This is a genomic window from Fontisphaera persica (assembly GCF_024832785.1).
In the GTDB taxonomy this organism is placed as follows: Bacteria; Verrucomicrobiota; Verrucomicrobiia; order Limisphaerales; family Fontisphaeraceae; genus Fontisphaera; species Fontisphaera persica.
In genome coordinates this window covers 2,653,772-2,668,677 of the sequence record NZ_CP116615.1, presented here as the reverse complement: position 1 = coordinate 2,668,677, position 14,906 = coordinate 2,653,772, and the positions used below count along the sequence as shown (strand labels likewise).

Annotated in this window: 13 protein-coding genes; 6 read left to right on the top strand and 7 right to left on the bottom strand. The window is 63.9% G+C overall.

Annotated elements, in window-relative coordinates; translation table 11 throughout:
* Positions 1-27 precede the first annotated feature (27 nt).
* Genes NXS98_RS09950 through NXS98_RS09935 form a run of 4 tightly spaced genes read left to right on the top strand, consistent with a single transcriptional unit; the run spans position 28 to position 4,879 of the window.
* Positions 28-2,172, top strand: a complete 2,145-nt coding sequence (locus tag NXS98_RS09950) for a beta-N-acetylhexosaminidase family protein (RefSeq protein WP_283844812.1) — start codon at positions 28-30, stop codon at positions 2,170-2,172.
* 43 nt (positions 2,173-2,215) lie between these two features.
* The gene (locus NXS98_RS09945) at positions 2,216-3,013 is read left to right on the top strand and encodes a TlyA family RNA methyltransferase (RefSeq protein WP_283844811.1); all 798 of its coding nucleotides are present in this window, start codon (positions 2,216-2,218) and stop codon (positions 3,011-3,013) included.
* Positions 2,958-3,842, top strand: coding sequence for an NAD(+)/NADH kinase (locus NXS98_RS09940; RefSeq protein WP_283844810.1), 885 nt, complete (start codon positions 2,958-2,960; stop codon positions 3,840-3,842). Before NXS98_RS09945 ends, NXS98_RS09940 begins: the two co-directional genes overlap by 56 nt.
* 14 nt (positions 3,843-3,856) lie before the next feature.
* The gene (locus NXS98_RS09935) at positions 3,857-4,879 is read left to right on the top strand and encodes a LacI family DNA-binding transcriptional regulator (protein ID WP_283844809.1); all 1,023 of its coding nucleotides are present in this window, start codon (positions 3,857-3,859) and stop codon (positions 4,877-4,879) included.
* A 17-nt stretch (positions 4,880-4,896) separates the two neighbouring features.
* On the opposite strand, the gene NXS98_RS09930 is transcribed toward NXS98_RS09935, so the two are convergent.
* Complete coding sequence (locus NXS98_RS09930; RefSeq protein ID WP_283844808.1) at positions 4,897-5,853, bottom strand: amidohydrolase family protein; 957 nt, start codon at positions 5,851-5,853, stop codon at positions 4,897-4,899.
* Between the two features lie 203 nt (positions 5,854-6,056).
* Between NXS98_RS09930 and NXS98_RS09925 the strand changes: the two genes are divergently transcribed.
* Positions 6,057-7,118 (top strand): helix-turn-helix domain-containing protein, encoded by a 1,062-nt coding sequence (locus NXS98_RS09925; RefSeq protein WP_283844806.1) that lies wholly within the window; start codon positions 6,057-6,059, stop codon positions 7,116-7,118.
* Positions 7,119-7,167: 49 nt separating this feature from the next.
* On the opposite strand, the gene NXS98_RS09920 is transcribed toward NXS98_RS09925, so the two are convergent.
* Entirely contained in the window at positions 7,168-8,370 is a 1,203-nt protein-coding gene (locus NXS98_RS09920) for an ROK family transcriptional regulator (protein ID WP_283844805.1), read from the bottom strand.
* A 136-nt stretch (positions 8,371-8,506) separates the two neighbouring features.
* A complete protein-coding gene (locus tag NXS98_RS09915) occupies positions 8,507-9,235 on the bottom strand; it encodes a LuxR C-terminal-related transcriptional regulator (protein WP_283844804.1) in 729 nt (242 codons plus the stop codon).
* Positions 9,236-9,478: 243 nt separating this feature from the next.
* Here NXS98_RS09915 and NXS98_RS09910 point away from each other — a divergent pair, with 243 nt between their 5' ends.
* Positions 9,479-10,237, top strand: coding sequence for a GYF domain-containing protein (locus tag NXS98_RS09910; protein WP_283844803.1), 759 nt, complete (start codon positions 9,479-9,481; stop codon positions 10,235-10,237).
* Here the strand turns inward: NXS98_RS09910 and shc are convergent.
* From shc to NXS98_RS09890, 4 genes are all read right to left on the bottom strand, one after another.
* On the bottom strand, positions 10,234-12,288 hold the full coding sequence (shc, locus tag NXS98_RS09905) for a squalene--hopene cyclase (protein WP_283844802.1): 2,055 nt from the start codon (positions 12,286-12,288) through the stop codon (positions 10,234-10,236). The two genes, NXS98_RS09910 and shc, sit on opposite strands and share 4 nt — an antisense overlap.
* A 107-nt stretch (positions 12,289-12,395) precedes the next feature.
* A complete protein-coding gene (locus NXS98_RS09900; RefSeq protein WP_283844801.1) occupies positions 12,396-13,793 on the bottom strand; it encodes a tetratricopeptide repeat protein in 1,398 nt (465 codons plus the stop codon).
* Positions 13,794-13,893: 100 nt separating this feature from the next.
* Positions 13,894-14,166, bottom strand: coding sequence for an ApeE family acyl carrier protein (locus NXS98_RS09895; protein WP_283844800.1), 273 nt, complete (start codon positions 14,164-14,166; stop codon positions 13,894-13,896).
* Positions 14,166-14,897, bottom strand: coding sequence for an SDR family oxidoreductase (locus NXS98_RS09890; RefSeq protein ID WP_283844799.1), 732 nt, complete (start codon positions 14,895-14,897; stop codon positions 14,166-14,168). The genes NXS98_RS09895 and NXS98_RS09890 overlap by 1 nt, the downstream gene beginning before the upstream one ends.
* Positions 14,898-14,906 lie beyond the last annotated feature (9 nt).

Here is a 14,906-nt window from a genome sequence, read left to right as displayed (position 1 = left end):
GACAGCATTGAGGTGAACGCTATGAGCATGATGCAACATTTTTGGTTTTGGGTGGCTCTTCATGGCTGGCTAGCCGTCACCGCCCTGGCCACGGACTATGTCCTTGTGGCCCCCGAGACCGCGCCGATTCATCACGGCGCTCAAAAATTGGAGGCCGCCTTGCGCAAGCAGGGACATACCTTGTCCCGCCAGCCCGCTGGCGCCTCGCGGACGGCGGACGTGGTGGTGACGCTCAAGCGCGGCCTGGCCGGCGCGGCCCAGGATGGCTTCACCCTCGCCAACGCCGGCGGAAAAATCACCCTCACCGGCGGTGAGCGCGGGGCCATGTACGGCCTGCTCACCCTCGCCGAACACGTGCGGCAGGGCCGGCCGCTCACGCAAATCGAGTCTCAGCAGGTTCAACCTGTCCATGAGTTTCGCGCCATCAAGTTCAACCTGCCCTGGGCCGCTTATCGCACCAGCCCGGCCCTCGAACAGCACAGCGATACCTGCAAGGATTTGCGCTTCTGGGAGGCCTTCCTCGACATGATGGCGGAAAACCGCTTCAACGTGCTGACGTTGTGGAGCCTGCATCCCTTTCCTTTCATGGTGCGTCCCAAAAACTTTCCCGAAGCCTGCCCCTTGAACGACGCCGAGCTGGCGGAGATGCGCAAACTCTGGCGCGGCCTTTTTGCCCTCGCCCAGGCCCGGGGCATCGAAACGTATCTGATTAACTGGAATATCTTTGTCACCCCCCAATTTGCCCGCGCCCACCACGTGGCCCGCTGGAGCGAGACCTGGAGCCACTACGGCGACGGCGACAAAAATCCCCTTCTCATCCGCTACACCCGCGAAGTCGTGGCCCAGGTGCTGGAGGAGTACCCCGAATTAACGGGGCTGGGCATCACCTTGGGCGAACGCATGGGCGGCATGACCCCCGACGAACGCCGCGACTGGCTGGAACCCACCTTTTTTGCGGCCATGGCCTCCGTTCAGCGCCCCGTCAAATTCATCTATCGCGCCCCGCTCTCGGCCAACACCGGCTCCGGCGGCACCACCAGCGCGGAAAATGACCGGCGCACCCGCGCCCAAATCGAACGGCTGCCGGCCAACATCCCCACGCCGGTCTATGTGGAGTTCAAGCACAATTGGTCCCATGCCCATTCCTCGCCCGATTTGTTCATGGTGCATGGCGGCCCCTTGTCCGACGCGTACTGGAATCCGCCGCCCACCCGGCACAAGGTGGTCTGGACCATGCGCAACGAAGACATGTTCATCTTGCGCTGGGGCGAGCCGGACTTCGTCCGCGCTTTCCTCAGCCGCCAGCGCGCCCCGCACGTCGGCGGCGCTCTCCTCGGCTCCGAATGCTACATCCCGGCGCTCGATTATATCACCGCTCCCGGAGCGCATAAAACCTGGCGCTATGCCTTTGAACGGCAATGGCTCTTTTATGCAGTGTGGGGCCGCTTGTTGCATGACCCCGCCACGCCGGACTCCGTTTTCGAGCGGTTGCTCGAGGAGCGTTTCGGCCCGGGCCTGGGTCCCGATTTGTTGCGCGCCTGGAAGCTCGCCAGCCGCGTCCCACTCCATTTTGCCTCCTTCCATCGCGGCACGTGGGACGGCAACCTCTACACCGAGGGCTTCTCCTCGTGGACGGAGAATGGCCCGCGCAAATTTTTCGACGTGGATTCCTTCATCACCCATCCCGTCCTCGACACCAAACGCTACGTGAACATCGCCGATTTTGTGAAGGCCGGCGGTGTGGTGGAAGCGGGCAAACACAGCCCGCTCTCCCTGGCAGAGGAATTGGAGCGCAACGCGGCCGAATCGGCCCGCCTGGCCGCCGTCATTCGCCAGCGCGCCCGGCCCAATCCCACGCTGGAGTGTGAACTGAATGACATCGAAGCGTGGGCGGCCTACGCGCAGTATTTTGCCGAGAAACTCCAGGGCGGTGTCGCGCTGGCTCAGGCGCGGGCCAAGGGCAGCGCCGAGCAACAACAACAGGCGGTGGCCGCCCTGGAGCGCGCACTGCAACATTGGAAACGCCTGGCCGCGCTGGGCGAAAAATTCAACCAGCTCCCCATCCTCTCCAACTCCGCTCAACCTTTCTCCTGGGCGCAACTAACCCCGGAAGTGGAGCGCGACCTCGAACGCGCCCGTGCCCCCTTGCCGCCCGCCCGCCCCACCCGATGAGGGGGGAAGGGAGCTTCGGCGCGGCCTTGAGCAGCGTGATATCATGGCAGAAAAAGGCAAATCGCGATTGGACGTGGCCCTGGTGGCCCGCGGGCTGGCGCCCAGCCGCGAAAAGGCCCAGCGTTTGATTCTGGCCGGCCAGGTCCGAGTCGCGGGGCAGGTCGCCGCCAAACCCAGCCAGCCAGTGAGGGAAACTGACCCCGTGGAAGTGGCCGCGCCGGAGAAATACGTGAGCCGCGGCGGCCTTAAACTGGAGCACGCCCTGCGACATTTTGGCGTGGACGTCACCGGCCGGACGGCCGTGGACCTGGGCGCCAGCACCGGCGGCTTCACCGATTGCCTGCTGCAACACGGCGCGGCGCGCGTCTATGCGGTGGACGTGGGGACCGGCCAACTGGCGTGGAAATTGCGCCAGGACCCCCGCGTGGTGGTGCGGGAGCGCACCAATGCCCGCTATTTGCAGCCCGCCGATTTGGAGCCGAACTTTGCCGGCGCCGGGGTGGTGGTCATTGACTGCTCCTTCATTTCCCTGCAAAAAATCCTGCCCGCCGCCGTGCGGCTGGCGCGCGAAGGCGGCCTGATTCTGGCCCTGGTCAAACCGCAGTTCGAGGCCGGAAAAACCGAGGCCGACCGCGGGGAGGGGGTCATCCGCGACCCCGCCATTCACGAGCGCGTCCTGCGAGAATTGGAGGCCTTCGTCCCTACCCTGGGCAATTTGCGCTGGCGGGGCATGACGGAATCCCCTATCCTCGGCCCGGCAGGAAATAAAGAGTTTTGGGTCTGGCTTGAAAAACAATCCGCACAAAATCCAACGCGTGGGACTGCTGGCCAACCCGGATAAGGCCAATTGCCGGGCGGCCTTGCACAAGGCCGAGCGCTGGCTGCGGCGGGCCGGCTGCGACGTGCTTACCGAGGCCGGCACGCGGCGGGTGGCGCGCCTGCAGGGCGACTGCCTGGCTTCCCCCACCGAACTGGCCCATGCGTGCGATTTGCTGCTGGTCTTCGGCGGCGACGGCACCATGTTGCGGGCGGCGCGGGACATGGGCGGCGCGCCCACTCCCATCCTCGGGGTGAACCTGGGCGGCCTGGGCTTCCTGACTTCCGTTTCCTCACAAGGACTGGAGCAGGCCCTGGAGCGCACGCTGGCCGGTGAGTTTGACCTCGATGTGCGCCCCCTCATCAAAGCCTCCGCCTTGCACGAGGGCCGCCCCGTCGCCTACCGGGCGTTAAATGATTTTGTCATCAGCCGCGCCGGCGGCTCGCGGCTGGTGGAGCTTGAAGTGTACGTCAACGGCGAGGAGCTTACCCGCTACCGGTGCGACGGCCTGGTCATCAGCTCGCCCACCGGCTCCACCGCCTATTCCCTGGCCGCCGGTGGCGCCATTGTGCATCCGGCAGCCCAGGCCTTCGCCCTGACCCCGATTTGCCCCCACACCCTTTCCAATCGCTCGGTCATCCTGAGCCTCCATGATGTGATTAAGGTCATCTCCCTCAGCGTGACGCCGCAGGTGATGATGGCGGCGGATGGCGAGCCGTCGCTGACCCTGCCGGCCGGGGCCTCGGTGGAGATTACCCGCAGCCGGCGCAGTGTGCGGCTGGTCCGCCTGCACGGCGACAACTTTTTCAATACCCTGCGCTGCAAACTGGGTTGGAGCGGCGCCCACGTTTAGGCTACACTGTCCTCATGGTGCGTTTGAAAGACATAGCAGCGCGCGCGGGCGTGACGGTGATGACCGTCTCCAAGGTCATGCACGATGCGCCGGACGTTTCAGCCGCCACCAAGGCCCGCATCCGGGCCCTGGCGGAGGAAATGGGCTACATGCCCAACGCCATGGCGCGCGGCTTGCGCAGCCGCAAGACCCGCCTGCTCGGCGTGGTGATTTCCACCGTCACCAATCCCATCTTCGGCCGCGTGCTGCTGGCGTTGGAGGAGCAGGCCCACGCCCACGGCTACGATTTGCTGCTCGCCCACTCCCTCAATGACCCTGCCCGCGAGGAACATGCCCTCCGCCGCATGCTCTCGCGCCACGTGGATGGCTTGTTCCTCAGTCCGGTGTACCGCCTGCAACCCACCGCGCCCATCTACGAAGAGCTCCGGCGCCGCAACGTCAAAACCGTCCTCCTCGGCCATCGCGCGCCCTTTTGCGAGTCCTTTCTGGCAGTCGAAACCGCTGACTTCGAGGCCAGCCGCCAGCTCACCCTCCACCTCCTCGAACTGGGCCACCGGCGCATTGCCTATTTTGCCGGGCCGGTAATTTCTCCCAGCAATCGCGAGCGGCTCGAAGGCTATCGCACCGCCTTGCGCGAAGCGGGTATCGAACCGGATGACCGCCTCATCTTCAACGCGGGCGCCACCATTGAAGAAGGTGAACAGGCCGCCGCCCAATTAGCCCAGGAAGCCCTGCGGCCCACCGCCTTGATGGCAGTGAATGATTTGGTGGCTATTGGCGCGGCCCACTTTCTCCTTCGCCAGGGCTGGCAAATTCCCCGGGATATTTCCATCGCGGGCTTTGGCAACGTCCTCCTCGCGGAACATTTTCGCGTGCCCCTGACCACCGTGCGCCAGCCCAAGATGCGCCTGGGCAAAGCCGCTTTCGATTTGTTGCACCAGTGCTTGAAAGGCGAGCCGGCCCAGAGCCTGCGCCTGCCGGCGGAAGTCTTGGTCCGCCAGAGCACGGCCCCGCCGCCGCCGGAGTCTCCTTCCTGAGCCGCTTCCCGCCCCGCTTACTTGCGCTCTTGCCAGAGGTAGGCCCGGCGGGAATTCTCCGCGGCCACCAGTTGCAGCGTTTGCGGCCCCTTTTCGCCGAAATACTGCTCAATCAAACCAATAACCGTCGCATACGGCGCAAACAATTCGCTCACCGGATAATTGCTGCCGAAAATCAGCCGGTTCACCCCAAAAATCTCCGTGGCCGCATCCAGCACCGGCCGGTAATAATCCAGCTCCCGCGGCGCGCGGAAATCATCCCGGCGCGTCCCTTCCACCAGCCCGGACACCTTCAGAAAAACGCGCTCATGCTCCGCGACCGCCTTCATCGCGTCCACCCACGCTGCGGGCGGCGCCTTGCCGTCAATCGTCACATTGGCCAGGTGATTGATGACGATGCGCAGGCGCGGATTTTGCCTGGCCACCTGGGCCGCCACTGGCAATTGCGTCGGCAGGCAGTTGAAATCCAGCGTCAAATTAAAATCCGCCAGCAAACCCAGGGCGCGCTCGGCGGTTTTTTCGGCGGCCTTGGGCGAGGCGCCGCCGCGCACGCGGATGCCGCGAAACAGCGGATTGCGGCTCAAACGGCGCAACTGCGGCTCAAACTCCGGGTCTTCCAGGGCCAGCCGGCCCACCACGCCCAGAATGAATTTGTCCTTCGCCGCCTGCTCCAGCACCCAGTCATTGTCTGCCAGCCACTCGCTGGCCTCCACGATAATCGTGCCGGTGACGCGGTGTTTGGCCGACACCTTCCGCAAATGCGCCGGCAGCACCGGCCGGTAAAGACGGCCCTCCTCGCGGGGCGGCCACGGCACGCCTTGAGGACGGGTAGGGTCATAAATGTGGGTGTGGCAATCCACATACGTCACTTTGGCGGCCGCCGGCTTGGCGGCGGCCCAGCCCCGTGTCCCCGTGGCCACCGCGGCGGTGGCCAGCGCGGCGGATTGCACAAACTGGCGGCGATTCCACTTCATAGATGCATGCATTGCGTGGGACCTTGATAAAAGAAAAGCACCGATGGCACAAGCAAGAACACGCCGCCGTTGGGAAAGACTGGGTAGAATCATGACCCCCGTGGTTAAGATCAACGTGTTGAGTGCACGCCGCAAGGATGAGCTGCTGCACCTCCTCCGGAGGAGGTGCAGCAGCGGCGCGCCCCATCTGCTATCCTCCCGGCGTGCACACCACCTACTTTGAATTGTACCGTATGCGCACCCACCGCCATTGGTTGCGACAAAAACTCGTCGCCTTCGCCAAAACCCACGGCATCAAAGCCGCCGTCCGCGAGTTCGGCTGTTCCCGCAACACCGTCCGTAAATGGCTCCGACGCCACGTGCCCGGCAAGCCCTCCTCCCTCCAAGAACACAGCCGCCGCCCACGACGCTCCCCCCGCCGTATCCCCTCCGGCCTCGAAGGCCAAATCGTCAAACTCCGCCACCAAACCGGCTTCGGCGCCGAACGCCTCCAGCGCGAATTCGCCCTCCCCTGCAGCCACAACGCCATCGCCCGCGTCCTCCGCCAACACCATCTCCTCCGCCCACGCAAAAAGAAACCCGCCACCAAAAAACTCCTCCGCGCCCTCAAACGGAACTGGCCACTCTTCTCCCAACTCTCCGCCGATACCAAGTATTTACAGGACATTCCCCATTACTGGCCCCAAATGAACCGCCTCCACCTCCCCCGCTTCCAATACACCGTCCGCGAACCAGTCTCCGGCGCCTGCTTCACCGGCTACGCCGACGAACTCTCCAAATCCTACGCCACCCTCCTGGCCACACAACTCTCCGCCCACCTCGCCGCCCACGGCGTCAACCTCACCACCCTGGTCTGGCAAACCGACAACGGCAGTGAATTCCAAGTCAACCAACACCACCAAGGCCTCCCCGCCACCGTCCGCGCCCTCGGCTCCGACCACCGCTTCATCCCTCCCAAACGCTACACCTGGCAAAGCGACGTCGAAACCGTCCACCGCCTGGTCGAAGACGAATTCTTCGACCGCGAAACCTTCTCCAGCCCCCAAGACTTTTGGGCCAAAATCACCACCTACTGGCTGTACTTCAACCTCGTCCGCCCCAACCGCGGCAAAGAATGGCAAAGCCCACTCCAAATCCTCAACGCCAAGGCCCCAGCCCTCGCCGGGGCCCTAATCCACTGGCTCCCCCTCAACCTCTCCCAACCCCACCATCCCGACTTGCCTCCACCCCTCCACCGGGGTCATGATCTACCCAGCTTTCCCTGAACACGCCGCCGGGCCCCGCCCGGACTTGTGCCCAAAGGCTGGCGGCCGTTCAGGCCCGGGGCTTGAGACTCCGCAAACCTTCCTGATGCGCCACCGGCACCAGCAGCCGGTCCATGCCCATCACCGCCAGACCCGCCGCACGATGCCGCGGCGCGGCCGTGCAGAGAACTTGGCCAAAGCGCGCCCACATGGCGCCGCGTTCAATCGCCCGGCTCAGATACTCAATCACCGCCGGTGGCAGCTCCACCACATGCCCCGTCAGCACCACCTGCCGCAGCCCCAGCACATTGAGCGCCCCGGCAATCACCGTGGCGGCGGCCTCCAGTGAATCCGCCAGCCACGCGGGCATCCCGTGCTGGGCCAGATGGCTGCACAAATCCTCCCACCCCGGCGCACTGCCGCCCCGGCGGGCTTCCGCAAAACTGCGCAACAACCCCGGCCGGCTGACCAGCGTCTCCACGCAGCCCACCGCGCCGCAACCGCACGGCCGCCGGTTGCCGGCCACCGGCGTGTGCCCCAGTTCACCGCAGAGGGGCAGGGGATTGTCATACAGCTTGCCCTGTTTGACAATGGCCCCGCCCACTCCCTGCCCAAAGTCCACCAAAAGAAAATTCTGGACTTCCGGATTGGTGGCCAGATGACCCAGCGCCAGCGCGCGAATTTCCTGAATCATGAGCACCGGCATGCCCACCACCTCCTGAATCAGCTCCGGCAGGCTGGCTTTTTCCGACCAGTGCAAATTGGGGGAAAACAACACCTTCCCCGCTTTTTCGTCCACAATCCCCGGCACGCTGATGAGCGCGCCCCAGAGGCCGTGGAGATTCACCTTCTTGAGACTGCGCGCCAGTTGCGCCTGCCAGGCCTGCGGGCTTTCAGGCGTGGCAAAACGCTGCGTCCAGGCATCCTCCCGCACCCGCAAGGGCAGGGGAGCCAGCCGCGTCTCCGCCACATCCAGCTCAATCGCCAGAAACCGCGCCTGCGTATCGTTCAGCCGCAGCCGCCGGCCAGGCCGTCCCACTTTGGGGACTGCATCCGCGGTGCCGTTGGGCAGGCCCGATTCCTCCTCCTCCAGCAAGACACCCAGGTCCAGCAATTCCGAGGTGATTTTGCCAATGGTGGGCTGGCTCAAGCCCGCCACCTTGGCCAGCTCGGCACGGCTGGCCTCGCCCAGCCGCAGCAAGGCCCCCAGGAGCGTGCGTTCGTTGGCCCGCCGCAGGGAGGCGGGAATGGCTGCTGTGCTGATGCCCACCATACCGCGTCTAGAATCTCGTTTGCCGCAAGGCGCAGGGAGCAAATCCCGGCTGCCTGTCCACTGCCGAGCCTCGGCCGGTCAAGCCCCCACTCGCCGCAGCGAGCAAGGCCGGCGGGTGGCTCTCACCGCCAAGTGCTTAAACCAGCTTGCGGTCAGTTGGCAAGCCGCATCTTGCGGCCAGCGACGGCAGCGGTCCCGTCCCGCCAGGGCCCGCCATGACCTGTTGCACCGCGCCCCACGGCGCCGGCTGGCACTTCAACACCGCATGCGCGCGGCAGGGCACCTCCAGCTTCGCATAGAGACGGCGCACGTACGTCCGCACCGTGTTGATGCTGATGGCAAGCTGGTCGGCAATTTGCTTGTAAGGATAACCCAGCGCCAGAAATTCCAGAATTTCCTTCTCCCGCAAAGACAGGCGTGCCAGATGCCGCGTGGCCACCGACTGCCCCTGCACCCGCTGAATAAGCTGCCGGGCCACCGCCCCGGAAATCGGCGACAACCCCCGCGCCACCTCCTCCAGCCGCGCCAGCATCGCCGCGCCGCTTTCCTGCCGCAACACGTACCCGCAGGCCCCATGGGCCATCGCCAGCACCAGCATCTCCGGGGACTCATCCGGCGTCAAAACCACCACCGCCGCCTCCCCCGCCAGCAATCGCGCCCGGCCCACATCCGCCAGCCAGCCGGGCTGCTGCCAGTCCACGTCCAGCAGCAGCAAGTCCGAGGGACTCGTGCGGCTTTGTGCGCACAGTTGCGCCGCCGAGGCATAAACGCCCACGCAATGAAACGACGGCGAGTCATTGAACAGCGGCACCAGCCGCGCCCGCAGCGCGGCATCCGCAGAAATCAACGTCAGGGTGGTGGCCATAATCCATCAACAGGGTTGGGGGTGAAGACGCAGCATGACGGCAAGAACGGGATTCGCCACGCCCCGCCCGGGAGAGGCGCACATTGGGGCGCAAGCCAGGAAGGCGTGGCAATAATTTATTAACATAATTAAGTAATTAAACCATCACCCCCACGCTGGCAAGCACTTTTTTCACCTTTTCCCATTGCTCCTCCCGTGGCCTTTGTGCCAGCCTCCTTTCATTGGCAACGACCCGTTTCCCTTATGGAGACAACCCGCTATTACGTACGAGGAGCTGACCAGCGTGAATATGGCCCGGTGGATGCCTCCGTAATCCGACGTTGGTTGGAGGAAGGGCGCCTTAATCACGCCAGCCTGTTGCGCCGCGAGGACTCCTCCCAGTGGCAGGCCCTGGGCACATGGCCGGACTGGCAGGACGTGGTGCCACCGCCCCCGGTGGTGGTGGCGCCATTGCCCTCCACGACCGCCACCGTCCCCACGCCCCCTGCTAACAAGCCCCGGCTCAGCGCGCTGGCGGTGGGCTCATTGGTGGCAGGGTTGTTGACCCCCTGCACCCTGGGCCTCTCCGGCCTGGCCGGACTGGTCATGGCCATCATGGCCCTGGTCCGCTTCCAACGCCATCCCGGACGCTGGCAGGGCAGGGGACTGGCCATTGGCGGCCTCTGCGTTTCGGCCGCGCTCGGCATGTTGATGCTGATTTTGCTGTTGGGGGTGGCCCTGCCCAACTTCCAGAAAGCCCGCGAAACCTCCCAGCGCAATGCCTGCCTCAATCACCTGCGCCAGTTGGACGCCGCCAAGGAGCAATGGTTTCGTGAAAATAAAAAGCGCAACACTGACGCGCCCACCTGGGACGACTTGGTGGGGCCGGGCAAGTATTTCCAGCAAAAACCTGTCTGCCCGGCCGGCGGCACTTACACCCTGGGCGACATGATGACCGAGCCTGCCTGCTCCATCCCCAAGCACTCCCTGCAATACCCCATGACCCGGCGCCCGCCCCGTTAAACACGCCGGCTGGCCTGGGGCGCCACGGCGTCCGCCGCCCGAAACTCAGGATGCTCGCGTCCATTGGGCCCTTTGCCGGCAGCTTTGGCTTCGAGCAGCTTTTTGTACTCCGCCAGCGCCAGCAGCGGCCAGTTGTTGCGGTACATGTCGTACTTCAGATAAAACACCTGCGGGAAACCCGTGCCGGTGGTCTCCTCTTCGGACCACGAGCCGTCCGGATTTTGCGTGCGAATGAGATACTCCACCCCCCGCCGGATGCTCGGGCGGTCGGGGTCGCCAAAGGCCAGCAGCCCCATCAACGCCCACGCCGTTTGCGACGCCGTGCTGGGGCCTTGCCCCTTGAACACCGGGTCATCATAAGTATTGCACCGCTCGCCCCAGCCGCCATCCTCGTGCTGCACACTTTCCAGCCAGTCCCGCGCGCGCAACAGCCACGGTTCATTCATGGGATACTTCAACGTGGCCAGCCCCCGGAGCGTCTGCCACGTGCCGTAGATGTAATTGACCCCCCACCGCCCAAACCATGAGCCGTCCGGTTGCTGCTCCTTCTTCAAGTACTCGAGCGCCCGCACCACCTGCGGGTCATCCAGCGGGCAGTTTTCCTTGCCCATCACCTCCAGAATACGGGCCGTGATGTCCGCGCATTCCGGATCCAGCATCGCATTGTGATCCGCAAACGGCACCTTCGTCAGCACACTCTTGGTGCAATCCTTGTCAAACGCCGCCCAACCGCCATCCTTGCATTGGAACGATAACATCCAACGGTACCCCCGCCGGTAGGCCTCGTCCCGCCGTTTAGGGTCATCGGTGGGCGTCAGGCGCAGCGCCAGCAGCACCATCGCCGTATCGTCCACGTCCGGATTCCACTTGTTGTTAAACTCAAACACCCACCCGCTCGGCTCCACCGGCGCCGGATTCTTGTGCACCCAGTCGCCGCGAAAACGGATTTCGCGATCCAGCAGCCAGCGCGTCGCCGCCACCACCTGCGGATGATCCGCCGGCACGCCGGACTCCCGCAGGGCAATCAGCGTGATGGCCGTGTCCCACACCGGTGACAAACACGGCTCAATCCGCACGCTGTCCTTTTCCTCGTGCTCCAGTTTCTTCAACTCCCGCTCGGCGCGAATTACCTCCGGGTGATCCTCCGGATAGCCCAGCGCCTTCAGCGCAATGAGCGAATTGAGCATGGCCGGGAAAATGGCCGCCAGTCCGTCGCTGCCCTCGAAGCGCTCCAGCATCCATTTTTCCGCGCGTTTGAGCGCCGTCCGCCGGAAGGGGTGAATGCCCGCCTGCGCCCACAGCTCGGCAAACTTGTGCAGCTTGTCCAGCCACAAAAAGAAATTGCGCCAGCTAAAAAGCTTCGGGTCCGGCGCCAGGGCCAGCTCGTGCTCCTTGTAACCGTCGGGATACAATTCATCCAGCGTGACCGGCGGATTGGGCCGGCGCGTCGGCTTGAAATGATTGATGATGGCCAGCGGCACGAGCATCGCGCGCGTCCAGTTGCTCATGTCGTGGAAATTCACGTGAAACCACTTGCCCAGCAGGATGACCTCGCAGGGGATGGTGGGCACGTACTTCCAGGGATACAACCCCAGCAGCGCCAGATAGAGCTTGGAAAACGTGTTCATGCGCGGCACGCCGCCGAGGTTCTTGGCAATCTCGCGCGCCTTCAGCATCCGGGGGTCCGTGATGGGCACCCCGGCCAGTTTCAACGCCAGGTAGGCCTTGATGGTGGCATTCACCTCCGAGGGGCCGCCGTAATAAATATTCCAGCCGCCCTCGGGCAGTTGCAGCGAAAAGATGTGATTGACCGCCTTGCGCTGCCACTCGCGGTCCACCTTGCCGTTCCAGTGATGATAAGCCACCATGTCCGCCACCAGGGTGACATCCACCATCAGCTCACCAATCCAATAGCAGCCCTCCCGCTGCTGGCTCAGCAGGTATTGCTGCGAACGCGCAATGGCTTGGTGCAGCGCGTTTACCGACCGGTATGCTTGGGATTCCTCCCGGAGGGCGGTCTGTTTCCCGTCCGTCGTTGTGTTGCGCGACATGCCGTTAAATGTGCGTGCGGCAGAGCGGTCTGTAAAGTGTTTTTCCGCGCCTTGCTTCCTGCCGCCTCAAGCCCTGCCGCGCGGAAACGCCCCGCTCCACTGCCCGCTCAACCCTGGCTCGAATAATAGGCGTCCACCTTGGCCGCCACATCCTTGTAGCCAATGTCCGCCTCGTAGATGAGCTTGAACTGCTCGATGGCCTCTTCCTTTTTCCCCATCTTCTCCAGCACACAACCCAGCGCGTACAACAACTCCTTCTTTTCGTCATCGAACGTGACCTTCTCCTTCAGCGCCTCCTGGAATTTCCGCGCGGCCAGGTCATTCATCCCCCGCTTCGCAAAGCACTGCGCCAGGTAGCTCATCGCCGCAATCCGCCGCGCCGGATTGTTCTGCGCCTTCTGAAATTCCTGGATCGCCTCGCTGATCTTGCCCGCGTTGAAATAGAGCACCCCCAGCTCGAAGCGCAGTTGCAAATCCGTCGGATACTTCTCCACCCGCTGCCGCGCGTCGTTCAACTGAAACTCCTGCTTCTGCGCCTGCAGTTGCGCGATTTGCTGCGCCTGCTCCGGAATGTTGGGGTCCAGCGACTCCAGCAGAAAATCAAAGCGCTTCAACGTGGTGTCGGCAATCGCCTTCTCCAGCGATGGATCCGCCCCCGCTTCAGAATTGCGGATGCGCTCGTAATATTCCAGCGCCTTGTCGAAATCCTTCTTCTGCGCGTGCAGCTCCGCCAGGTCCCGCAGCACTTTCAAATTGTTCGGCTCCCGCGCCAGCCGCTCCTCTTTCTCCCGGATGAGCTGCGTGGCCACATCCTCCGTCTTGACCTGCCGGTTCTCCTGCTCCAGGGCCACCGCCTCTTCCTTGTCCTTGAGCACATCCCGGTAGCTGCCCTGTCCATCGGCCAGCGCGCCAAAACCGGTTTCATCCAGCGTCCGCCGCGCCGAAAGATTCTTATAGGCCTGCGCCACCTCCGCATCGTTGGGATTGGCCTTCAACATCTCGCTGTAGATGGCCTCCGCCTTGGCAATCTGGTGGATGCGCTGGTAGGCCTCGGCCAGTTGCAGCTTCAACGCCCGGTCCTTGGGCGCGGCCTTGGCCAGTATTTCCAGGGACAGAATGGCCGTCCGGGGAAAGTCGGCCGCCAGCGCCGCCTCCGCCAGCACCCGGTGCGCGGCGGAGTTGTGGGGATCATTGCTGAGGATTTGCTCCGCAATGGCGATTGCCTCGATGGGGTCCTTGCGCATCGCCAGTTGCGCCTTGGCCACCATCGGCTGCGAGCTCGCCGCGCCAATCACCTTCTTGAACAGCCCCGATTTGGCGCCCGCCTTTTTGAACTGCGCCGCCCGCAGCAGCTCGCGGCACTCGTAAAAGCCGGGTTCGCGGGCCAGCACCTGCTCGAAATGAATGAAAGCGTAATCCAGAATGTTGCGTTGCAGGGCCACCTTGCCCTTTTCAAAAATCTCGCGCACAGCGGGCGGGATTTCGTTGATGGTTTTCTCAGGCATAATACAACTCAAAGCCACTCTATCTTGCAGGCTTGAATCATTCCACAACAAAGCCGCCAGCCCGGCAAGTCTTGTTTTCACCGCGCCGGCTGCCGCCCCCTCAGCTCCCGCTCCCGGGGCGGGCCTGCAGCACGGCCTCCGTCATCGTGTTGATGTTTTGCAACACCCGCCGCGCCGTTTCGGGGTCGGCAATTTTGAGGCCAAAATGTTTGTCCAACATCACCACCAACTGCAGGGCGTCTACACTGTCCAGCCCCAAACTGTCCGGGCCAAACAGCGCCTGGTCATCGCCGATTTCCGCGGCGCTGACCTGCAGCATCAGATTTTCCACCATCAATTGTTTGATTTGTTCTTTGGTTGCCTGCGTGTCCATTAAAGTATCCCTCCATCCACCTTGATTACCGCCCCCGTAATATAACCCGCCTCCGCGCTGGCCAAAAATCGCACCGCCGCTGCCACTTCCTCCGGCCGGCCAAACCGCCGCATCGGCACCTGCCGCGCCCGCGCCTGTCGCTCGGCTTCCGGCAGTTGCAGCAGCTCGCCGCTCTCGATGTATCCGGGGCACACCGCGTTGACCGTGATGCCCAGGCGCGCCACTTCCTTGGCCAGCGACTGGGTGAGCGCCACCACCCCGGCCTTGGCGGCCGCATAATTCGTCTGGCCCGCCGGCGCCAGCAGGGCGCTGAGCGAGGCGATATTCACAATCCGCCCCTGCCGCCGCGCTATCATCAATGGCAACGCCGCCTGGCACCCCAGAAACACCCCCTCCAGATTTACCCGCACAATCTCCCGCCAGACGTCCACGGGCATTTGCCCCAGCAGCATGTCGTGATGCCGCCCCGCATTATTCACCAGCACATCCAGCCGGCCGCCCGCCTTTTCCACCGTGGCCAGGGCCTGTTTCCAGGAGGCCTCGGAAGTGACTTCCAGCTCCACGCAATGGCAGCGCCCGGCATGCTCCGCGCACAGACTCTCCGCCTGCGCCCGTTGCTGCCGCACCCCCAGCCATATCTGATTGGCGGGCGATTCCTGCAAGAACGCCCGCGCCATGGCCAGCCCCAGACTGCCATTGCCGCCGGTAATACAAATGACCCGCGCTTCCATGATGACGGG